Annotated in this window: 20 protein-coding genes; 18 read left to right on the top strand and 2 right to left on the bottom strand. The window is 71.2% G+C overall.

Going from position 1 to position 20,539, the window contains the following annotated elements; genetic code table 11:
- Nucleotides 1-104 precede the first annotated feature (104 nt).
- The 14 genes from pyrR to L942_RS20935 all read left to right on the top strand — a co-directional run bounded on the left by pyrR (nt 105) and on the right by L942_RS20935 (nt 16,178).
- Complete coding sequence (gene pyrR / locus L942_RS20870; protein ID WP_037362936.1) at nt 105-701, top strand: bifunctional pyr operon transcriptional regulator/uracil phosphoribosyltransferase PyrR; 597 nt, start codon at nt 105-107, stop codon at nt 699-701.
- Nucleotides 698-1,630, top strand: coding sequence for an aspartate carbamoyltransferase catalytic subunit (locus L942_RS20875; RefSeq protein WP_037362938.1), 933 nt, complete (start codon nt 698-700; stop codon nt 1,628-1,630). Before pyrR ends, L942_RS20875 begins: the two co-directional genes overlap by 4 nt.
- On the top strand, nt 1,627-2,913 hold the full coding sequence (locus L942_RS20880) for a dihydroorotase (protein WP_037362940.1): 1,287 nt from the start codon (nt 1,627-1,629) through the stop codon (nt 2,911-2,913). The genes L942_RS20875 and L942_RS20880 overlap by 4 nt, the downstream gene beginning before the upstream one ends.
- Nucleotides 2,913-3,416, top strand: coding sequence for a PH-like domain-containing protein (locus tag L942_RS20885; RefSeq protein WP_037362942.1), 504 nt, complete (start codon nt 2,913-2,915; stop codon nt 3,414-3,416). The genes L942_RS20880 and L942_RS20885 overlap by 1 nt, the downstream gene beginning before the upstream one ends.
- Nucleotides 3,413-4,540, top strand: a complete 1,128-nt coding sequence (gene carA / locus L942_RS20890; RefSeq protein WP_037362944.1) for a glutamine-hydrolyzing carbamoyl-phosphate synthase small subunit — start codon at nt 3,413-3,415, stop codon at nt 4,538-4,540. Before L942_RS20885 ends, carA begins: the two co-directional genes overlap by 4 nt.
- The gene (gene carB / locus L942_RS20895) at nt 4,540-7,857 is read left to right on the top strand and encodes a carbamoyl-phosphate synthase large subunit (protein ID WP_037362947.1); all 3,318 of its coding nucleotides are present in this window, start codon (nt 4,540-4,542) and stop codon (nt 7,855-7,857) included. The genes carA and carB overlap by 1 nt, the downstream gene beginning before the upstream one ends.
- Complete coding sequence (pyrF, locus tag L942_RS20900) at nt 7,854-8,696, top strand: orotidine-5'-phosphate decarboxylase (RefSeq protein WP_037362950.1); 843 nt, start codon at nt 7,854-7,856, stop codon at nt 8,694-8,696. The genes carB and pyrF overlap by 4 nt, the downstream gene beginning before the upstream one ends.
- Before the next feature lie 107 nt (nt 8,697-8,803).
- Nucleotides 8,804-9,121: an integration host factor, actinobacterial type gene (mihF, locus tag L942_RS20905; protein ID WP_003096398.1), complete on the top strand. Its 318-nt coding sequence runs from the start codon at nt 8,804-8,806 to the stop codon at nt 9,119-9,121.
- Nucleotides 9,118-9,789, top strand: a complete 672-nt coding sequence (gmk, locus tag L942_RS20910; RefSeq protein WP_037362953.1) for a guanylate kinase — start codon at nt 9,118-9,120, stop codon at nt 9,787-9,789. The genes mihF and gmk overlap by 4 nt, the downstream gene beginning before the upstream one ends.
- Complete coding sequence (gene rpoZ / locus L942_RS20915) at nt 9,786-10,055, top strand: DNA-directed RNA polymerase subunit omega (protein ID WP_020658117.1); 270 nt, start codon at nt 9,786-9,788, stop codon at nt 10,053-10,055. Before gmk ends, rpoZ begins: the two co-directional genes overlap by 4 nt.
- Nucleotides 10,048-11,280, top strand: a complete 1,233-nt coding sequence (gene coaBC / locus L942_RS20920) for a bifunctional phosphopantothenoylcysteine decarboxylase/phosphopantothenate--cysteine ligase CoaBC (RefSeq protein WP_081655153.1) — start codon at nt 10,048-10,050, stop codon at nt 11,278-11,280. Before rpoZ ends, coaBC begins: the two co-directional genes overlap by 8 nt.
- Nucleotides 11,281-11,369: 89 nt before the next feature.
- Nucleotides 11,370-12,572, top strand: a complete 1,203-nt coding sequence (metK, locus tag L942_RS20925) for a methionine adenosyltransferase (protein ID WP_037362984.1) — start codon at nt 11,370-11,372, stop codon at nt 12,570-12,572.
- Nucleotides 12,573-12,919: 347 nt separating this feature from the next.
- Nucleotides 12,920-15,025, top strand: a complete 2,106-nt coding sequence (locus tag L942_RS20930; RefSeq protein ID WP_106964959.1) for a primosomal protein N' — start codon at nt 12,920-12,922, stop codon at nt 15,023-15,025.
- Nucleotides 15,026-15,632: 607 nt separating this feature from the next.
- On the top strand, nt 15,633-16,178 hold the full coding sequence (locus tag L942_RS20935; protein WP_037362960.1) for a GNAT family N-acetyltransferase: 546 nt from the start codon (nt 15,633-15,635) through the stop codon (nt 16,176-16,178).
- A 3-nt stretch (nt 16,179-16,181) separates the two neighbouring features.
- Here the strand turns inward: L942_RS20935 and L942_RS20940 are convergent, their stop codons facing one another.
- Together L942_RS20940 and L942_RS20945 are read right to left on the bottom strand one after the other, a co-directional pair.
- Complete coding sequence (locus L942_RS20940; protein WP_051166122.1) at nt 16,182-17,321, bottom strand: hypothetical protein; 1,140 nt, start codon at nt 17,319-17,321, stop codon at nt 16,182-16,184.
- Entirely contained in the window at nt 17,318-18,385 is a 1,068-nt protein-coding gene (locus L942_RS20945; RefSeq protein WP_037362962.1) for a helix-turn-helix domain-containing protein, read from the bottom strand. The genes L942_RS20940 and L942_RS20945 overlap by 4 nt, the downstream gene beginning before the upstream one ends.
- Nucleotides 18,386-18,638: 253 nt before the next feature.
- Between L942_RS20945 and L942_RS20950 the strand changes: the two genes are divergently transcribed.
- From L942_RS20950 to L942_RS44350, 4 genes are all read left to right on the top strand, one after another.
- Complete coding sequence (locus tag L942_RS20950) at nt 18,639-19,259, top strand: hypothetical protein (RefSeq protein WP_037362964.1); 621 nt, start codon at nt 18,639-18,641, stop codon at nt 19,257-19,259.
- Between the two features lie 34 nt (nt 19,260-19,293).
- Nucleotides 19,294-19,956 (top strand): Crp/Fnr family transcriptional regulator, encoded by a 663-nt coding sequence (locus L942_RS20955; RefSeq protein WP_037362967.1) that lies wholly within the window; start codon nt 19,294-19,296, stop codon nt 19,954-19,956.
- 119 nt (nt 19,957-20,075) lie between these two features.
- Nucleotides 20,076-20,360, top strand: a complete 285-nt coding sequence (locus L942_RS45470; protein WP_235079278.1) for a hypothetical protein — start codon at nt 20,076-20,078, stop codon at nt 20,358-20,360.
- On the top strand, nt 20,357-20,539 hold a 183-nt coding region (locus tag L942_RS44350; protein ID WP_158684500.1), incomplete at its 3' end, for a hypothetical protein. The genes L942_RS45470 and L942_RS44350, both read left to right, overlap by 4 nt.

The raw sequence follows: 20,539 nt of genomic DNA on the forward strand, positions 1-20,539 counted from the left end.
AGACTGATTGACCGCTCCTGCTACTGTCGGTGCGGTTTCCGGCAGCAGCCGGTTGCCGACGTCCTTTAAGGACCCGTCCAGAGAGGCGGGGAAGGAGGTCCGCCTTGTCGTCACGTCCGCGTGGCGCGGCGGAGCCGGCGGGAGAGCGCGAGCTGCTTTCTGCCGGCGATGTCGCGCGCACGATCGCGAGGATGGCCCACCAGGTCATCGAGAAGACCGCTCTCGGAGCCGGTCCGCCGGAGCAGTACCCGGTGCTGCTCGGCATCCCCACGCGCGGCACCCCGCTGGCCGCGCGCCTCGCCGGGAAGATCGGCGAGTTCGCCGGGGTCGCGCCGCCGCACGGCGCCCTCGACGTCACCCTCTACCGCGACGATCTCCGCCGTCGCCCGCCGCGCGCGCTCGAGCAGACGCAGCTGCCGCCGGACGGGATCGACAACCGGGTCGTCATCCTCGTCGACGACGTCCTGTTCTCCGGCCGCACCATCCGCGCCGCCCTCGACGCCCTGCGCGACCACGGCCGCCCGCGTGCCGTCCAGCTCGCCGTGCTCGTCGACCGCGGCCACCGCGAGCTGCCGATCCGCGCCGACTACGTCGGCAAGAACGTGCCCACCGCGCGCGCCGAAGGCGTCTCCGTCCTGCTGTCCGAAACCGACGGCCGGGACGCGGTGCTGCTGCGCGCGCCGGAAGGAGAAACCCGGTGAAGCACCTGCTCGGCACCGACGGGCTCGACGCGGACACCGCGACCGCCGTGCTCGACACCGCCGACGAGCTGAAGCACACGCTGCTCGGCCGCGAGGTCAAGAAGCTGCCGACGCTGCGCGGCCGCACCGTGATCACGCTGTTCTACGAAAACTCCACGCGCACCCGGGTGTCGTTCGAGATCGCCGGGAAGTGGATGAGCGCGGACGTGATCAACGTCTCGGCGTCCAGTTCCTCGGTGAACAAGGGCGAATCGCTGCGGGACACCGCGCTCACCCTGGCCGCCGCGGGCGCTGACTGCGTGATCATCCGGCATCCCGCCTCGGGCGCCGCGCACCGGCTGTCCGGCTGGCTCGCCGGGCCGGGCACCGCGGTGGTCAACGCCGGCGACGGCATGCACGAGCACCCCACGCAGGCGCTGCTGGACGCGGCGACGCTGCGCGAACGCCTCGGTTCCCTGAAGGACCGGCGGATCGCGATCGTCGGAGACGTCCTGCACAGCCGGGTCGCGCGGTCGAACATCCACCTGCTCAGCACCCTCGGCGCGGAGGTGGTGCTCGTCGCGCCGCCGACGCTGCTGCCGGTCGGCGTGGAAAAGCTGCCGGTCACGGTCTCGCACGACCTCGACGCCGAGCTGCCCGCGGTCGACGCGGTGATGATGCTGCGCGTCCAAGCGGAACGGATGCACGGGGGCTTTTTCCCTTCCGCGCGCGAGTATTCGATCTCCTACGGCCTTTCCGAGCGCCGCCAGGCGCTGCTGCCGGACCACGCCGTCGTGCTGCACCCCGGCCCGATGCTGCGCGGCATGGAGATCTCCTCCGCGGTCGCGGATTCCCCCTCCTCCGCCATTACCGAACAGGTCCGCAACGGCGTGCACGTGCGCATGGCGGTCCTCTACCACCTCCTGGCCAGTGAAGGAGCTGCCGCGTGAGCATCGTGATCAAGGGTGCCCGCCCGTACGGCGAGGGCGAGCCGGTGGACGTCCTGGTCGAAGACGGCGTGATCGCCGCGATCGGCGAGGTGGACGTTCCCGAGGGCGCCGAGGTGCTCGACGCCAAGGGCCAGGTCCTGCTGCCCGGGTTCGTCGACCTGCACACGCACCTGCGCGAACCGGGCCGCGAAGACACCGAGACCATCGACTCCGGTTCCGCCGCGGCCGCGCTGGGCGGCTACACCGCGGTGTTCGCCATGGCCAACACCGATCCGGTCGCGGACAACGCGCTCGTCACCGACCACGTGTGGCGGCGCGGGCAGGAAGTCGGCCTGGTCGACGTCCACCCGGTCGGCGCGGTCACCGTCGGGCTCAAGGGCGAGAAACTCGCCGAACTGGGCACGATGGCCAAGGGCGCCGCGGCGGTGCGGGTCTTCTCCGACGACGGCGTGTGCGTCGCGGACCCGCTGCTGATGCGCCGCGCGCTGGAGTACTCGACCGCGCTCGACGCGGTGATCGCCCAGCACGCCGAGGAACCGCGGCTCACCGTCGGCGCGCAGGCGCACGAGGGCGAGCAGGCCTCGCGGCTGGGTTACGCGGGCTGGCCGGCGTCGGCGGAGGAGTCGATCGTCGCGCGCGACTGCCTGCTGGCGCTGCACGCGAACGCGCGGCTGCACGTCTGCCACGTCTCCACCGCGGGCACGGTCGACGTTCTGCGCTGGGCGAAGGAACGCGGCACGAAGGTGTCGGCCGAGGTCACGCCGCACCACCTGCTGCTGACCGACGACCGGCTGGAGACCTACGACCCGGTCAACAAGGTCAACCCGCCGCTGCGCACCGGCGGCGACGCGGAGAAGCTGCGCGCCGCGCTGGCCGAGGGTGTCGTGGACTGCGTCGCGACCGACCACGCGCCGCACGCCCCGCAGGACAAGGACACCGAATGGGCCGCGGCCCGGCCCGGCATGCTCGGCCTGCAGACCGCGCTGTCGGTGGTCGTGGAGACGATGGTCAAGACCGGCCTGCTCGACTGGCGCGGCGTCGCCCGCGTGATGAGCGAACGGCCCGCGGAGGTCGGAAACCTGGCCGGGCACGGCCGTCCGATCGAGGCGGGCGAACCGGCGAACCTGACGCTGGTCGACCCGGACGCCGAATGGACCGTGCACGGCGCCGACCTGGCCAGCATCGCGGCCAACACCCCGTACGAGGGAATGCGGTTGCCCGGCGTGGTGACGGCGACCCTGCTGCGCGGGCGGATCACCGCGCGCGAGGGGAAGATCTGCTGATGGAGCGGTTGCTGCTGACGCTGGGGATCGTCGCGTTCTTCCTGCTGTGCCTGTGGGGCATGTGGGTCGGCTGGCGGCGCAAGGCGCGTTCGCAGAGCGCCCGGATCGCGCCCTTCCCGGAGATCCCGGCCGACCCCGGCGAGGTCCAGCTCGAATCGACCGGCGTGTACGTGGGCACGACGACCGCGGGCAACTGGCAGGACCGCGTCGTCACGCGGGGCGCGGGCCCGCGCTCGGGAGCGGTCTGGCGGCTGCACCCGGACGGGGTGGCGGTGGAACGCGGCGGGCTCCCGGACTTCTGGATCCCGCGCGGCGCGATCACCGGGATCCGCCGCGACTCCCGGCTCGCCGGGAAGGTCACCGGCACCGACGTGCTGCTGGTGCTCACCTGGCGGCTCGGCGACGTCGAGCTGGACACCGGGTTCCGCGGCGACGACCTCGACGACTATCCACAGTGGATCGAAGAGCTTTCCGATCACGACATCAAGGGAGGTGCCCAGTGAGCACCGGCACTCGCGGCCCCGCCGCCCTGGTTCTCGAAGACGGCCGGGTGTTCCGCGGCGCGGCGTACGGCGCGCGCGGGCGGACCCTCGGCGAGGCGGTGTTCTGCACCGGCATGACGGGGTACCAGGAAACGCTGACCGACCCGTCCTACCACCGGCAGATCGTGGTGCAGACCGCGCCGCAGATCGGCAACACCGGCTGGAACGACGAGGACGACGAATCGGCCCGGATCTGGGTTTCCGGTTACGTGGTGCGGGATCCCGCGCGCACGCCGTCGAGCTGGCGGGCCAAGCGCACGCTGGACGAGGAACTGGTGCGTCAGGGCGTGGTCGGGATTTCCGAAGTGGACACCCGGACGCTGACGCGGCATCTGCGCGAGCAGGGCGCGATGCGTGCGGGCGTGTTCTCCGGCGACGCGCTGGGCACCGACGAGCAGATGGTCGCCGAGGTGCTGGCGAGCCCGCAGATGAAGGGCGCGGATCTCGCCGGCGAGGTCTCCACGGACAAGCCGTATGTCGTTGCGGCGCAAGGCGAAAAGCGGTTCCGGGTCGCGGCGCTGGACCTGGGGATCAAGTCGAACACGCCGCGGCTGATGACGCAGCGCGGCATCGAGGTGCATGTGCTGCCCTCGAGCACGAGCGCGGAGGAGCTGCTGGCGCTGGAGCCGGACGGGGTGTTCCTGTCCAACGGCCCGGGCGACCCGGCGACGACGACGCACGCGACGGCGTTGACGAAAACTGTTCTGGAGCAACGGATTCCGCTGTTCGGGATTTGTTTCGGCAACCAGATCCTGGGCCGCGCGCTGGGCCTGGGCACGTACAAGATGCGCTACGGGCACCGGGGGATCAACATCCCGGTGATCGACGTGGCGACCGGACGGGTCGCGATCACCGCGCAGAACCACGGTTTCGCTCTCGAGGGCGAGCCGGGCCAGCGGTTCGATTCCCCTTACGGGGCCGCGCAAATCAGCCACTACTGCCCGAACGACGACACGGTCGAAGGCGTGCGCGCCTTTGATGTCCCGGCGTTTTCCGTGCAGTACCACCCCGAAGCGGCCGCGGGTCCGCACGACGCCGCGCCGCTGTTCGACGAGTTCGTTGAGTTGATGGAGAAGAAGGCCTGATGCCGAAGAGGACGGACATCCAGCACGTGCTGGTGATCGGCTCCGGGCCGATCGTGATCGGGCAGGCGGCCGAGTTCGACTACTCGGGCACGCAGGCCTGCCGGGTGCTGCGCAGCGAGGGTCTGCGCGTGTCCCTGGTGAACTCGAATCCGGCGACGATCATGACGGACCCGGAGTTCGCGGACGCGACCTACATCGAGCCGGTGACGCCGGACTTCGTGGAGAAGGTCATCGCGGCGGAGCGGCCGGACGCGCTGCTGGCGACGCTGGGCGGGCAGACGGCGCTGAACTGCGCGGTGGCGCTGCACGAGCGCGGCGTGCTGGAGAAGTACGGCGTGGAGCTGATCGGCGCGGACATCGACGCCATCCAGCGCGGCGAGGACCGGCAGAAGTTCAAGGACATCGTGCGCACGGTCGGCGCGGACGTGCCGCGCAGCCGGGTGTGCCACGACATGGACGAGGTCCGCGCGACGGTCGCGGAACTGGGCCTGCCGGTGGTGATCCGGCCGTCGTTCACCATGGGCGGCCTGGGTTCGGGCATGGCGCACACGCCCGAGGACCTGGAGCGGCTGGCCTCGACCGGGCTGAGCGAGTCCCCGGTGACCGAGGTGTTGATCGAGGAGAGCGTGCTCGGCTGGAAGGAGTACGAGCTCGAGCTGATGCGCGACAAGCACGACAACGTGGTGGTCGTGTGCTCGATCGAGAACGTGGACGCGATGGGCGTGCACACCGGCGACTCGGTCACCGTCGCGCCGACGATGACCCTGACCGACCGCGAGTACCAGGTGATGCGCGACGTCGGGATCGCGGTGCTGCGCGAGGTCGGCGTGGACACCGGCGGCTGCAACATCCAGTTCGCGTTCAACCCGGCCGACGGCCGGATGGTCGTGATCGAGATGAACCCGCGCGTGTCCCGTTCGTCCGCGCTGGCGTCGAAGGCGACGGGTTTCCCGATCGCGAAGATCGCGGCGAAGCTGGCGATCGGCTACACCCTCGACGAGATCCGCAACGACATCACCGGCGAGACCCCGGCGTCGTTCGAACCGGCGCTCGACTACGTCGTGGTGAAGGTGCCGCGGTTCGCGTTCGAGAAGTTCCCCGGCGCGGACCCGACGCTGACCACGACGATGAAGTCGGTCGGCGAGGCGATGTCCTTCGGCCGCAGTTTCCCCGAGGCGCTCGGGAAGGCGATGCGGTCGATCGAGACGAAGGCGACCGGGTTCTGGACCCAGCCCGACCCCGAAGGCGCGACGCTGGAGTCCACTTTGGACTCGCTGCGCACGCCGCACGAGGGACGGCTCTACGAGGTCGAGCGGGCGCTGCGGCTGGGCGCGACCGTGCAGCAGGTGCACGAGGCGAGCGGGATCGACCCGTGGTTCATCGACCAGATCGCGCTGATCGGCGAGGTCGGCGCGGAGGTCCGCGACGCCCCGGTGCTGGACGGCGAGCTGCTGCGGCGGGCCAAGCGCACCGGCCTGTCGGACCGGCAGATCGCCGCGCTGCGCCCGGAACTCGCCGGCGAGGACGGCGTGCGGGCGCTGCGGCACCGGCTGGGGGTGCGGCCGGTGTTCAAGACGGTCGACACCTGCGCGGCGGAGTTCGCGGCGAAGACGCCGTACCACTACTCGGCCTACGAGACCGACCCGGCGGCGACGTCGGAAGTCGCGGTGCAGAGCGACAAGCCGAAGGTGCTGATCCTCGGGTCCGGGCCGAACCGGATCGGGCAGGGCATCGAGTTCGACTACTCCTGCGTGCACGCGGCGATCGCGTTGCGCGAGGCCGGGTTCGAGGCCGTGATGGTCAACTGCAACCCGGAAACGGTGTCCACCGACTACGACACGAGCGACCGGCTGTACTTCGAGCCGCTGTCGTTCGAGGACGTGCTCGAGGTCGTGCACGCCGAGCAGCAGTCCGGCACGGTGGCCGGGGTGATCGTGCAGCTGGGCGGGCAGACCCCGCTCGGGCTCGCGCAGCGGCTCGCCGACGCCGGGGTGCCGGTGGTCGGGACGCCGCCGGAGGCGATCGACCTGGCCGAGGACCGCGGCGCGTTCGGCGAGGTGCTGGCCGAGGCCGGGCTGCCCGCGCCGAAGTACGGGACGGCGACGTCGTTCGAGGGCGCGAAGCGGATCGCCGACGAGATCGGCTACCCGGTGCTGGTCCGCCCGTCCTACGTGCTGGGCGGGCGCGGCATGGAGATCGTCTACGACGAGGAGTCCCTGGCCGGCTACATCCGCCGCGCCACGGAGGTCACGCCCGAGCACCCGGTGCTGGTCGACCGGTTCCTCGACGACGCGATCGAGATCGACGTGGACGCCCTGTTCGACGGCGAGGACCTCTACCTCGGCGGCGTGATGGAGCACATCGAGGAGGCCGGCATCCACTCCGGCGACTCCTCGTGCGCCCTGCCGCCGATCACCCTCGGCGCGCAGGACCTCGACGCGGTCCGCCGCTCCACCGAGGCCATCGCCCGCGGCGTCGGCGTCCGCGGCCTGCTCAACGTGCAGTACGCGCTCAAGGACGACGTGCTGTACGTCCTGGAGGCCAACCCGCGCGCCTCGCGGACGGTGCCGTTCGTCTCGAAGGCGACCGCGGTCCCGCTGGCCAAGGCCGCCGCGCTGGTGATGACCGGTTCGACGATCAAGGACCTGCGCACGTCCGGCGTGCTGCCCGCCGAGGGCGACGGCGGCCGGATGCCCGCCGACTCCCCGGTCGCGGTGAAGGAGGCCGTGCTGCCCTTCCACCGGTTCCGCACCCCCGAAGGCCACGGCGTCGACTCCCTGCTCGGGCCGGAAATGAAATCCACCGGCGAGGTCATGGGCGTCGACACCTCGTTCGGGAAAGCATTCGCGAAATCGCAGAGCGGCGCCTACGGATCCCTTCCCACGTCGGGCCGGGTATTCGTCTCGGTCGCCAACCGCGACAAGCGTTCGCTGGTCTTCCCGGTGAAGCGGCTGGCCGACCTCGGCTTCGAGATCCTGGCCACGTCCGGCACCGCGGAAGTGTTGCGGCGCAACGGGGTTGCCTGTTCGGTGGTGCGCAAGCACTCCGAGCCGGACCCGGGCACCGGCGAGCCGAACATCGTCGACGTGATCCTCGCCGGCGACGTCAACATGGTGATCAACACGCCGTACGGAAACAGCGGGCCGCGCGTCGACGGTTACGAAATCCGCACGGCCGCGGTGTCGCGCGACATTCCGTGCGTCACCACGGTGCAAGGCGCGGCGGCGGCGGTGCACGGGATCGAAGCGCTTATTCGCGGCGACATCGGCGTGCGCAGCCTGCAGGACCTCCAGGCGGCGCTGAAGGCGACGTCGTGACCGCGCGCTTCGGAGCCCGACTGGCCGAGGCCGTGGCTGCTCGCGGGTCGCTGTGCGCTGGGATCGACCCCCATCCGGGTCTGATCGAGGCGTGGGGCCTGCCGCTCGACGCGAGCGGGCTCGAACGCTTCGCGCTCAGCGCCGCGGAGGCGCTGGGCGAGGTGGCGGCGATCGTGAAGCCGCAGTCGGCGTTCTTCGAGGCGTTCGGGCCCGCCGGGGTGGCGGTGCTCGAACGCGTCGTGGACGTCGCTCACGACGCCGGAGCGCTCGTCCTGCTGGACGTGAAGCGGGGTGACATCGGCTCGACCATGGCGGCCTACACGGCGGCGTACGTGGCCGAGAAGGCGGCTTTCACCGCCGACGCGGCCACGGTGTCGCCGTACCTCGGCTTCGGCGCTCTCGACGCGGCTGTCACGGCGGCGCGCGAAGCGGGCAACGGGCTCTTCGTGCTCGCGCGCACGTCCAACCCGGAGGCGGACGCGTTGCAGCGCGCGCGGCTCGAAGACGGCCGTACGGTCGCTCAGAGCGTCGTAGACGCAGCTGCGGACCACAACGCAGGTGCTGAGCCGTACGGCGACGTCGGCGTGGTCGTAGGGGCCACTGTGGCTCCTGGGGAAGTCGATCTGAGCCGCCTCAACGGACCGGTGCTCGCGCCCGGTTTCGGCGCTCAGGGGGCGACTGAGGCGGATTTGCGGGCAGTTTTCGGGGACGGCCTCCCCGGGCTGCTCCCGGCGTCCTCGCGCGACCTGCTGCGCCACGGCCCGGACGCAGGCGCGTTACGCCGTGCGGCCCAAGAGGTGAACGGCCGGTTGGCCCGGCTCCGCGGAAAAGGCCAATAGCAGGCCCCGGAATCGCGCTCCACCAGCCACCCCCGCATTGTGGCCCCTGCTCAGGGGTGGGTACCGTCGCGTCACCCACCCAGATGTGAGAACTACCGGAGGAAAACGTGGCACTTCCCCAGCTGACAGAGGAACAGCGTGCTGCGGCGCTGGAGAAGGCCGCCGCCGCCCGCCGCATCCGTGCTGAGCTGAAGGAGCGGCTGAAGCGGGGCGGTACCACTCTGGTCGACGTGCTGAAGCAGGCCGAGGAGAACGAAGTTCTCGGCAAGATGAAGGTTTCGGCCTTGCTCGAGGCGCTCCCCGGCGTCGGCAAGGTCCGGGCCCAGCAGACGATGGAACGACTGGAGATCGCCCCCAGCCGCAGGCTCCGCGGGCTCGGCGACCGGCAGCGCAAGGCGCTGCTGGCCGAGTTCAGCGGCGAGTGAGCGGCGTCGGTCAGGACTACCCGGTGACCCGGGGCGCCGACCGCGGCAGTGAGCCGGTGGCGGGGGAGATCTCCCGCCCCCGGCTCACCGTCGTCTCGGGCCCGTCCGGCGTCGGGAAGTCGAGTGTGGTGGGACAGCTGCGCCGGCTCGAGCCGAACCTGTACTTCAGCGTTTCGGTGACGACCCGGGCGCCGCGGCCGGGCGAGGTCGACGGAAACCATTACCACTTCGTGGATTCCGCCGAATTCGACCGGATGGTGGCCGAGAACCGGCTGCTGGAGTGGGCCGAGTTCGCGGGCAACCGGTACGGGACGCCGCGCGAGCCGGTGGAGAAGGCGCTGGCGGAAGGCCGTCCGGCGGTGCTGGAGATCGAACTGCAGGGCGCCCGCCAGGTCCGGGCCGCGATGCCCGAGGCGCGGCTGGTCATGCTGATGCCGCCGTCCTGGGACGAGCTGGTCGGCAGGCTCACCGGCCGGGGCACCGAGACCGAGGCCGCGGTGGCCGCCCGGCTGGCCGAGGCGGAACGCGAACTGGCCGCGGCCGGGGAGTTCGACGAACGGGTCGTGAACGCCGACGTCGAGGTCGCCGCGCGGCGGTTGCTAGACTTGATTACCGGCGGTGGCGATTCTGCCGCCGATCGATGTGACGATACGGAGCAGCACGAGTGACTGTGCAACAGGCGACGCTGGAAGAGCTCGAAGGCATCACCAACCCGCCGATCGACGACCTGCTCGAAAAGGTCTCCTCGAAGTACGCGCTGGTGATCTACTCGGCCAAGCGGGCCCGGCAGATCAACGACTACTACGCGCAGCTGGGCGAGGGCCTGCTGGAGTACGTGGGCCCGCTGGTCGAGCCCGGCCCCCGCGAGAAGCCGCTGTCGATCGCGCTGCGCGAGATCCACGGCGGGCTGCTCGAGCACACCGAGGGTGAATGACGCCAGGCCCAGGGTCGTCCTGGGCGTGGGCGGCGGCATCGCCGCCTACAAGGCGTGCGAGGTCCTGCGGGGCCTCACCGAATCCGGGCACGACGTCCGCGTCGTGCCCACCGAGGCCGCGCTGAACTTCGTCGGCGCGGCGACCTTCGAGGCGCTGTCCGGGAACCCGGTGCACACCGGGGTCTTCACCGAGGTGCCCGAGGTGCAGCACGTGCGGGTCGGCAAAGAGGCCGATCTCGTGCTGGTCGTCCCGGCGACCGCGAACCTGCTGGCCAAGGCCGCGCACGGGCTCGCCGACGACCTCCTGACGAACACCCTGCTCACCGCCCGGTGCCCGGTCGCCTTCTTCCCGGCGATGCACACGGAGATGTGGGAGCACCCGGCCACCCGCGACAACGTCGCGCTGCTGCGTTCGCGCGGCATGGTCGTCACCGAACCCGCCGCCGGGCGGCTGACCGGCGTCGACACCGGCAAGGGACGGCTCGCCGACCCGGCCGAGATCGTCGACCTGGCCCGGCTGCTGCTCGCCGAGCCGAAGGCGCTGCCGCGCGATCTCGAAGGCCTGCGCGTGGTGATCTCCGCGGGCGGCACCCGCGAACCGCTCGACCCGGTCCGCTACCTGGGCAACTGCTCGTCCGGCAAACAGGGCTTCGCGCTCGCCCGGGTCGCCGCGCAGCGCGGGGCCGAAGTGACGCTGGTCGCCGGGCACACCGACGAACTGCCGTCGCCGGCGGGCGCGACGCTGCGGCGCGTGTCCACGGCGGAGGAAATGCGCAAGGCGGTGCACGCCGCCGCGGCGGACGCGGACGTCGTCGTGATGGCCGCCGCGGTCGCGGATTTCCGGCCCGCCACGCTGGCCGACCACAAGATCAAGAAGTCCGACGACAGCCCGGACCCGGTCATCACGCTCGACCGCAATGCCGACATCCTCGCCGAACTGGTGCGGGCGCGGCGTTCCGGGCAGATCGTCGTGGGATTCGCCGCGGAAACCGGCGACGAGAACGGCAGTGTGCTCGACCACGCCCGGGTCAAGCTCCGGCGCAAGGGCGCGGACCTGCTCGTGGTGAACGCGGTCGGCAACGGGAAGGCGTTCGGCACCGAGGACAACGCGGGCTGGCTGCTGGCCGCGGACGGCACCGAGCAGGTCATCCCGCAGGGAGCCAAGGCCCGGCTGGCGGCCACATTGTGGGATGCCGTAACAGCGTTGATCGAGCGTCGACTCTAGCTACAGGTCCGCTGGGTAGGGTGGGCTGTGCCAGGAGCGCCTGAAATCCGGTGGGGCGCCATCGCTTGACCGAGGGAAGTGACGAGGTCGTGTCTGCGTCCACGAAGAGGCTGTTCACGTCGGAATCCGTGACGGAGGGCCACCCCGACAAGATCTGTGACGCCATCAGCGACTCGATCCTCGACGGCCTGCTGACCAAGGACCCGCGCAGCCGGGTCGCCGTCGAGACCCTGATCACGACGGGCCAGGTGCACGTCGCGGGCGAGGTGACGACCGAGGCGTACGCGGACATCCCCACCATCGTGCGGGACGTCATCCTGCGCATCGGGTACGACTCGTCGGCCAAGGGCTTCGACGGCAACTCCTGCGGCGTGAACGTGGCGATCGGGTCGCAGTCCCCGGACATCGCCCAGGGCGTCGACACCGCGTACGAATCGCGGGTCGAATCGGACGAGGACGAGATCAACCGCCAGGGCGCCGGCGACCAGGGCCTGATGTTCGGCTACGCCTGCTCGGACACGCCCGAGCTGATGCCGCTGCCGATCGCGCTCGCGCACCGGCTGTCGCGCCGGCTGACCGCGGTCCGCAAGGACGGCGTGCTGCCGTACCTGCGCCCGGACGGCAAGACCCAGGTCACCATCGAGTACGCGGGCGAGCAGCCGGTGCGGCTCGACACCGTCGTGGTCTCCACCCAGCACGCGGACGGGATCGACCTCGAGCAGATGCTCGGCGTCGACGTGAAAAAGCACGTCGTGGAGCCGGAGCTGGCCGACCTTGGCCTCGACACGGACAGCACCCGCCTGCTGGTGAACCCCACCGGCCGCTTCGTGATCGGCGGCCCGATGGGCGACGCGGGGCTCACCGGCCGCAAGATCATCGTCGACACCTACGGCGGCATGGCCCGCCACGGCGGCGGCGCGTTCTCCGGCAAGGACCCGTCCAAGGTGGACCGGTCGGCCGCGTACGCGATGCGCTGGGTGGCCAAGAACGTGGTCGCCGCGGGCCTGGCCGGACGGGTCGAGGTGCAGGTGGCGTACGCGATCGGCAAAGCCGCCCCGGTGGGCCTGTTCGTCGAGACGTTCGGCACCGAAACGGTCGACCCGACCAAGATCCAGTCGGCCATCAGCGAGGTCTTCGACCTGCGCCCGGCCGCGATCATCCGCGACCTGGACCTGCTGCGCCCGATCTACGCCCCCACCGCGGCGTACGGCCACTTCGGCCGCCCCGACCTGGACCTCCCCTGGGAAAGCACCGCCCGCGCCGACGCACTGCGCTCCCTGGCCGGCGCCTGACCTTCGTTTGGTCCGTGAAGGGCTCCTTGAGGGAATGAGATTCCCTCAAGGAGCCCTTCACGGCTTTCCGGAACACGGTGATATCCGTGAGGGCCACCCTCACGACCAGCCCAACGCCAGCCGCAACCGCCGCACCCGACAATCGAGGCACCCAGCCCCCGCCCTGCACCCCGATACGAGGCCTCCCTGCGGTTCGGGGGTGCTTGTCAAGGCATCTTTCCCGCCTTGACAAGCACCCCCGAACCGTCAGCACAATCCGGCTTCGGGGTGCCCGCCGCACTGTTCCCCAAGTGCACCTGCTGACGCTCACGACAGACCTGTCGCCCCCGTCTGGTAGAGATCTTCTGGTGACCAGCTCCGAACCCGCCCCGCTGTGGGACCTCCCGGAGCCTTCGCGCTCCGCCCCGGAGCAGAAGGCCACCCCGGCGAAAAAAACCCCGCCCCGCAAACCGGCCCGTTCCCGCAAGGGCCAGCAGACCCCCGCCCCGGAACTCCCGGTCGCGAAGGTCGTCGTGGACATCCCGCTGGCCCACCTCGACCGCACCTTCGACTACCAGGTCCCGGAAAAACTGCACGAATCCGCGGTCCCCGGCTGCCGGGTCCGGGTGCGCTTCGCCGGGCAGCTCGTCGACGGCTACCTCATCGAACGCACCGACAAGACCGAATACGAGCGAAAACTCGCCTACCTGGAACGGGTCACCTCGAGCGAACCCGTCCTCCCGCCGTCGCTGCACGCCGTCTGCCGCTCGGTAGCCGACCGCTACGCCGGGACCCTGTCCGACGTCCTGCGGCTGGCCCTTCCTCCGAGGCACGCGAAGACCGAAGCCGAACCCCCCGCGGAACCGGCCCCCGCCCCCGCCGCGCCGGAGGTCTCCGCCTGGTCCCGCTACCAACGCGGCGAAGCCTTCCTGGAAGCGCTCGCCGAGTCCCGGCAAGCGAACGCGGTCTGGCAAGCCCTCCCCGGCGAGGACTGGCCTCGCCGGCTGGCCGAGGCGGCCGCCACCGCGGCGTCCCAGGGCCGAGGCGCGGTCCTGGTGGTCCCGGACCACCGCGACCTGACCCGCGTGCACGAGGCGTGCGTCGAACTGGTGGGGGAGAAGGGGGTCGCCGCGCTGATCGCCGGTCTGGGCCCGGCCGAACGGTACCGTCGCTGGCTTTCCGTGCTGCGCGGCGCGGTTCGCGTAGTCGTCGGCACGCGCGCGGCGATGTTCGCGCCGGTCGCCGATCCCGGTTTGTTCGTCGTCTGGGACGACGGCGACGACCTGCACCTGGACCCGCACGCCCCGTACCCCCATGTCCGGGATGTGCTGATGGATCGGGCCCACGCCACGAAATCTTCCTTTCTGGTCGGAGGATTCGCCCGGACCGCCGAAGCGCAGTTGCTGGTGGAATCCGGCTGGGCGCACCAGATCCAGGCCGCTCGAGCCGAACTCCGTGCAGCCGCCCCGCGCGTGACCCCGGTCGGCGAAGACTTCGACGTGGCGCGCGACGAAGCCGCCCGGGTCGCCCGTCTTCCGGCGGTCGCGTTCGAGGCCGCGCGCCAAGCTTTCGCGGCCGGGCTGCCGGCTTTGGTCCAAGTCCCGCGCCGCGGCTACGTCCCCGGACTGTCCTGCGGCCAATGCCGGACCCCCGCGCATTGCCGTCGCTGCGCCGGTCCGCTCGCGTTGCCCGGCGGTTCCGCCGACGGCGCGCCGCGCCCGCCCGCCTGCCGGTGGTGCGGCGTCCCGGAGACCGCTTTCCGTTGCCCCGCTTGCGGTTCGGTCCGGTTGCGGGCCGTCGTGGTCGGCGCGAAACGCACCGCCGAAGAACTGGGCCGGGCTTTCCCCGGGGTCCCGGTGCGGACCTCCGGCGCCGCGGAAGTCCTGGCGAGCGTCCCCGGCCGCCCGGCGCTGGTGGTCTGCACGCCAGGCGCGGAACCGGTCGCGGAAGGCGGTTACGGCGCGGCGCTTCTGCTGGACGGGTGGGCGTTGCTCGGCCGTCAGGATCTGCGTGCCGCGGAAGAAACTCTCCGCCGCTGGATGGCCGCCGGGGCGCTGGTCCGCCCGGCGTCGAGCGGGGGCCGGGTGATCGTCGGCGCGGAAGCCGGGCTGGCGGTGGTGCAGGCACTGGTGCGCTGGGACCCGGGATGGCACGCGAGCCAGGAACTGGAACAGCGCCGGGAACTGGGGTTCCCGCCCGCGGTCCGGATGGCGAGCGTCGAGGGGAGCCCGACCGCCGTGGCGAGCGTGCTGGACGACCTCCCGCTCCCGGACAGCGGCGAGGTCCTGGGCCCGGTCCCGCTCGGCGACTACGACGACGAGGGCAACGCGGACCGCGAACGGGCGCTGGTCCGCGTGGCCCGCCCGGAAGGCCGCGCGCTGGCGGCCGCGGTGCGCGACGCGGTGGCCCGCCGGGACGCCCGCAAAGCCGTCGAGCCGGTGCGGGTGCAGCTGGATCCGCTGGCCTTGATTTAGCCGGGGCATCGACGGGCGCGGACGCTCGGCCGACCTGGCGCCCGGAAGCGGTTGGTTCGGTTCGTGCCGGGTTTGGGCGGTGGTCGACGGTGCGGACCGTGTGCCGCCTTGGTACTCGGGAGCGGCTGGCTGAGTTCGTGCCGGGTTTGCTGCGGGGCGGTTCGAGTTGCTGCTGTGCGGTGCGCGACGGCGCGGACTGTGCGGCGGCCTTGGTGCTCGGCGGCGGCTGGCTGGGTTCGCGCCGGGGTGCTCAGCCCGGATTGTGCCGGGCTCGCGAACCCGTGCAGGCAACCGGATCCGCTGCACTCCCTCCGTCCCGCTGCTCATTCCCTCGCCGCGTCCCGTGACCGAAACGGGTTTCCGCACTACTGCCCGGTTCCCGTTTGAACCGATTCGCCCGTGGGTGTATTGGGGGCGTGGAAACCGGGGGAGGGCCGCGACGGCACTGGGCAGCCGGTTGCTCCGTTCGCAGTACTGGGCTGCGGCGTTCGCCGTCTTCGCGCGTGCCGGGCGCGCACCTAGTCTTGAGGCCGGGCGGCCAAGATCAGGACCGCGGCCCGGGCTTCGCGCTCGCGTGCCCCGGCCGGGCGGACAGGAGTCGGCGTTGATGGGCGACGTCTCGATCCGGCCGGCCGAGCTGCCGGACCTCGCGGCGCTGGCGGAAATCCTCGGCGACCCGGGCTTCTTCGAGGACCGGTTGACCCGGCAGGCGAAGGGACTCGGCGTCCTGTTCACCGCGTGGTGCTCGGCGCGGCCGGTCGGCGCCGTGTACCTGTGGCTCGAGGACGCCGAGGAGCCGCCGATCCGCGGCCACCTGCCGGGCGTTCCGCTGCTGAATCACCTGGAAGTGGCCCCGGAAGCGCGCAATCGCGGCATCGGCGCCGCTCTCGTGCGCGCGGCCGAGGACTACCTGGTCGGCCACGGCCACGCGCTCGGCGCGCTCGCGGTCCGCACGGACAACACCCGCGCCGCCCGGCTGTACCGCCGGCTCGGGTACCACGATTGGGGCCACGGCACGGTCGTCTGTTACGCCGAGCGCGTTTCGCCGGACGGCCGCACGGTGTTCGAAGCCGAGCGGTGCCACGTGCTGGTCAAGCGGCTCCCGGACAACCGTCCCGCGCCGCTCGCCGGCCGTACGTGCGGCGACCGCTGAAGGTCAGGACTTCTGCACGGTCTCCGAAATCCCCAGCGTGTCGAACGCGGCGTCCGGGTCGCCCGCCGAACCGTGCCGGGCGCGCAGCGACAGGAGATGCGTCTGCCACGTCTCCCGGTCCTCCTGCCACGCTCGCAGGTAGGCGACGCACAGGTCCGGCTCGATCAGCATGCTGCGGCCGCACGCGGCTTTCAGCGCCGCGATCATCCGTTCCTCGTACGCGCCGGTCAGGTGCGGCGCTTCCTTGACCTGCCGCAGCGTCGTGCGGATGAACGTCCGGCGGCTTTCGAGGAAGTCCGCCCAGTAAGCGGCGTTCGCGTCGGCGATGCCGAGACCGTTGTCCAGCAGGCAGTAAATGCCCTCGGCGAGCGTGTCGCCCAGTTCCTCCGAACGCGCGCGCACGGTGTCGCGATAGGGGTCGTAGTCGCCCTGGTGCGCGGTCCCGGTGACCGCGGTGGCGCGCAGGCCGGTGTCGCTGAGGAGAAAGAACCAGTCCTCGTTGTAGATGTCCGGGAAGAACGAGGAAAACGCGTCCCGCCCGACAGCCAGTGCGCCGCCGCCGACGAACGTGTCCTGCTGCCCTCCGGACTCGCGGTAGGCGTGGCACACCACGGAGTTGTCCGGCATGCCGGTGTTGGCGAGGCCGACCGCCGCGTAGTCGTCGAGCAGGCCCGCCGCCGCGCGCAGGTCGCCGGGTCGCGGAAGGTCGATGTCGTCGTCGAGGAAGAGGATGCGCTGCCAGCCCGCGAGGTCGGCGACGAGCACGCCGAGATTGCGCTTGAAGCTCGTGTCGGCCCGGCGCAGCATCCGATTCGCCCGCTTCTGCAGCAGCTTGCTCGTCTCGAACGGCGGAACGGCGCCGAGACCGGCGGCTTCGTCGGTGTCGATCGCGCGGACGCGCACCCCGGCGCGCTTCGCGGCGAGCACCGCGTCGGACGCGCGCGCGTTCTTGCTGCACAGCAGCAGAAGCGTGGCGTCGACTTCGCGGGCGGCGCGGAAAGCGTGCTTGAGGTAGGCGGCGGGGCGGCCGTTGGGCACGACGATCGCGTCCAGCCGGGCCTGCGGCGCGTCTTCGGCGGCGACGTGGTGCAGCAGCCGCTGATGCGTCGTGTGCTGCGCCGGCGCTGCGACGGTCGCGGTCATGGGAGGCTCGATTCTGGCCACTCGTGCAGCCGGTTCTCTGGCAGGGTCCAGTCCGGGGTGAGCCCCTGGTTGTCGAAGACCGGGACCCGGCTGATGATGCTGAAGGAATCCGCGCCCGCGAAGCGCTGGTCGAGGTAGGCCTGGTTGCGGTCGCGGAAGCGGCGGTCGGTCAGCGCTCGTACGGCCCCGAGGGTGCCGCGGCCGTACATTCCGTTGCACACGGTCACAGTGCGCTTGCGGTTGAGCGGGCTGACGCCGTGGTAGAAGTGCGCGACGTCTTCGATCAGTGTGCCGTTGCGCAGTTTGGCGCTGAACAGCTGGGTGGTCCCGTCCGGGCGGGTCACTTCGAACCCGGTGTCCCGCTGCTCCTCGTCGCCCTTGCGGCTGATCTGGCGGACCGGCACGTCGACCCGGTCGAGCAGCGCGCGGGTCTGCGGGTTCCAGTCGACGCCGCCGAGCAGCACCAGGTGCGCGGTGTACTCGTCGGCCGACAGCGTCGTGTTCTGGTCGGTGGTGCGGAAGGTGACGTTGCTGGCCGGGTTGCACGCGCGGATGTGGCCGTAGAGCTCGAGCAGCGCGTCCGGGTCGGCGTAGGTGTAGAGGTTCACGTAGTCCGGGCTGGACGGGTCGGTGTAGGCGGTGCGGTACTTCTCCGGCAGCTGCGCGCAGACGATCACGATGTCTTGGTTCGGCGGGAAGTGCCACAGGCTTGAGGGGGCGAAGACCGGCTGGGCGGGCGGGTCGTCGAGGTCGCCGCGCAGCGCCTGCAGCTCCGCGAGCAGCTCCTTGCGGACGGTGTGCTCGTCGCCGGTCAGGTCTTCGAGGCCGAGGAGATGAAGTTTCCGGCCCTGCACCGAACGGCGGGTGGCGAAGAAAGTCGCGTACGCCTCGAGCCGGTGCGGCGGGGGAGTCACCGGTTTCGCCACGTTCTCCCACGACGACAGCAGACCGGTGCTCACGCCGAAGGCCTCGGCGAGCTGCTTCTGGGTGAGCACCACGTCCGACCAGCTCTCCTTGCGGAGGGTGCGCAGGCGAGCGGCGAGCGCGGGGTTGGGCTGAGACACGACTTCAGACCCTTCAGTGAAGTTCAGTCAGACGTGAATGGCGGGGATTCTACACCCGTTCGGCCGCGATGGCTGGACGGGCTGGGGTGGAGTGTCGGCGAGTGTTCAGGGGTGGCCAATCTCGAGCTGGACCCGCAGCTGAACCGGAGATGTCGGGTGCGCGACACCATTGTTTCAGCAGGAGCCCACCCTTATAGTAGCTGATGTGAAAGTCTACTAGATTTCAGTAGCTTCCTGAAATAGGGGGGCGGTCATGGACACCTCAGCAGTACCGGCACCAGTACACCGAGCCATCGTGGTCGTCGACATCGAAGGGTCGACCACCCGCACGAACCCGGCTCGGGCCGGGCTCCGTTCGGTCCTGTTCGCCCTGCTCGACGAGGCGTTCCGGGCCGGCGGCATCACGGAGGAGTTCCGGGATCCGTTCGTCGACCGGGGCGACGGCGCGCTGTGCCTGATCCGCCCGGTCGACGAGGTGCCGAAGACGGTCCTGCTCGCCCGCGTCGTGCCCGCCCTGACCGAACTGCTCGCCCGGCACGGCGACCAGGAGCCCGAACTGGCCTTCCGGCTGCGCGTTTCGGTGCACGCCGGCGAGGTGCACTACGACGCGCACGGACCGTACGGCGAGGACATCGACATCGCCTGCCGGCTCCTCGACGCCGCTGACCTGAGACGCAGGCTCCGCAGTTCCTCCGGTCCGCTCGCGCTCGTCGTCTCGAACGCGATCCACCGGTCGGTCGTCCGGCACGGCTACGCCGGGATCGACCGCAGTTCCTTCGCCCACGCCTTCCACGTGCGCGTCGGCGGGCACCGGACCCGCGGCTGGGTCCGCACCACCGAGGCAGTCCGGCCGGGAGCGGGACTGATCGCCTGAACGGTCCGGCCGACGACGAGGAGGGGGGACCGCCGTGGAAGCGATCGGATTCTGGCCGGCGCTCGGTGCCGCGGACCGCGCGAAGTTCGAGGAACTGTCCGTCCGCAAGTCCTACCGGCGCGGGGACGTCCTTTGCCGCGAAGGCGAGCGGGCTTCGGTGGTGCTTCTCCTGCTGGCCGGCCACGTCCGGATCACCAACGCGACGCCGGACGGACGCGAGGTCGTGGTCGGCGTCCGCGGCGCGGGCGAGGTGATCGGCGAACTGGCCGTGATCGACGGCGGAAGGAGGTCGGCGACCGTGCAAGCACTCGACGAATTGGACGTCCTCGTCGTCCCCGCCGAGCGATTCGTCGCGCTGTGCCGGCGCGAGGCGGCGATTTCCTGGGCGCTGCTGCAAGTTCTCGCCGACCGGCTGCGCGACGTCGGACGGCAGTGGCTCGATCTCGGCGGCGGCACCAGCACTCGTCGCGTCGCCGCGCAGCTGATGCAGCTGGCGGTGCAACACGGGGTGCGGCGCGGTGCGGACATCGAAGTCGCGGTCCCCGGAACGCAAGCGGAACTCGCGATGACCGCGGCGATTTCGCGCGAATCGTGGGCTCGGGTGACGCGGGAACTCCGCCGCCAGGGGGTGATCAGCACCGCGCGCGGCCAGGTGACCATCCACCGGCTCGCGGAACTGCGGCGGCTCGCCCGCTGAACGTGTCAGCTGACACAGATTTCCCGGCGACGCCGGGGTTTTCTGGAAGCACACCACCGAGGGAGGCAGTCATGGAACCGTTTCTTCCCGCTCCTCAGCCGGTTCGCTGGCGTCGGGGGGTGTACGCGGCAGCTCTGGTCATCCCGTTCACCGTCGCTCAGGTGTGGGCGCTGCTGGTGCTGCTGAGCCTCGAACCGCTCCACGGTCTCGCCGGACAGGCCTTCCTGGTGATCCTCGCCGGTTCCGTCGTCGCGACGGTCGTCGGCTGGCGCTGGGTGTGGCAACTGGGTTCGGAGCGGAGGCGGGTGCGGGCACGCGACGAGATGCGCCAGCGGGCGTACGAGAACATCCGGGAGTTCGGGCCGGAGAACCTGCGCGAACCGCGGATACGGGTGCGGTCATGAGTGCCGTGCTGGCTGCTGCGGAGGGCGGGCAGGGGGTGCCTGCCGGGGTGTTGGTGCTCGCGCTGGTGGTATTCGTCGCGGTGATCCGGGTGCTGCGGTGGATCGCGGGGGTGGCGGTGCGGGTGGCGGCTTCGGTGGCGGCGGTTTCCGGGCTGGTGGTGGGGGTGGCCGGGGTTGGG

Source organism: Amycolatopsis orientalis DSM 43388, from assembly GCF_000411975.1.
GTDB lineage: Bacteria > Actinomycetota > Actinomycetes > Mycobacteriales > Pseudonocardiaceae > Amycolatopsis > Amycolatopsis orientalis_D.

Excerpts from the sequence above, each read along its gene's own strand:
- L942_RS20885 (WP_037362942.1), top strand. The coding sequence starts at position 2,913 with ATGGAGCGGTTGCTGCTGACGCTGGGGATCGTCGCGTTCTTCCTGCTG.
- L942_RS20935 (WP_037362960.1), top strand. The coding sequence starts at position 15,633 with ATGGGCGACGTCTCGATCCGGCCGGCCGAGCTGCCGGACCTCGCGGCG.
- carB (WP_037362947.1), top strand. The coding sequence starts at position 4,540 with ATGCCGAAGAGGACGGACATCCAGCACGTGCTGGTGATCGGCTCCGGG.
- L942_RS20950 (WP_037362964.1), top strand. The coding sequence starts at position 18,639 with ATGGACACCTCAGCAGTACCGGCACCAGTACACCGAGCCATCGTGGTC.
- L942_RS20940 (WP_051166122.1), bottom strand. The coding sequence starts at position 17,321 with ATGACCGCGACCGTCGCAGCGCCGGCGCAGCACACGACGCATCAGCGG.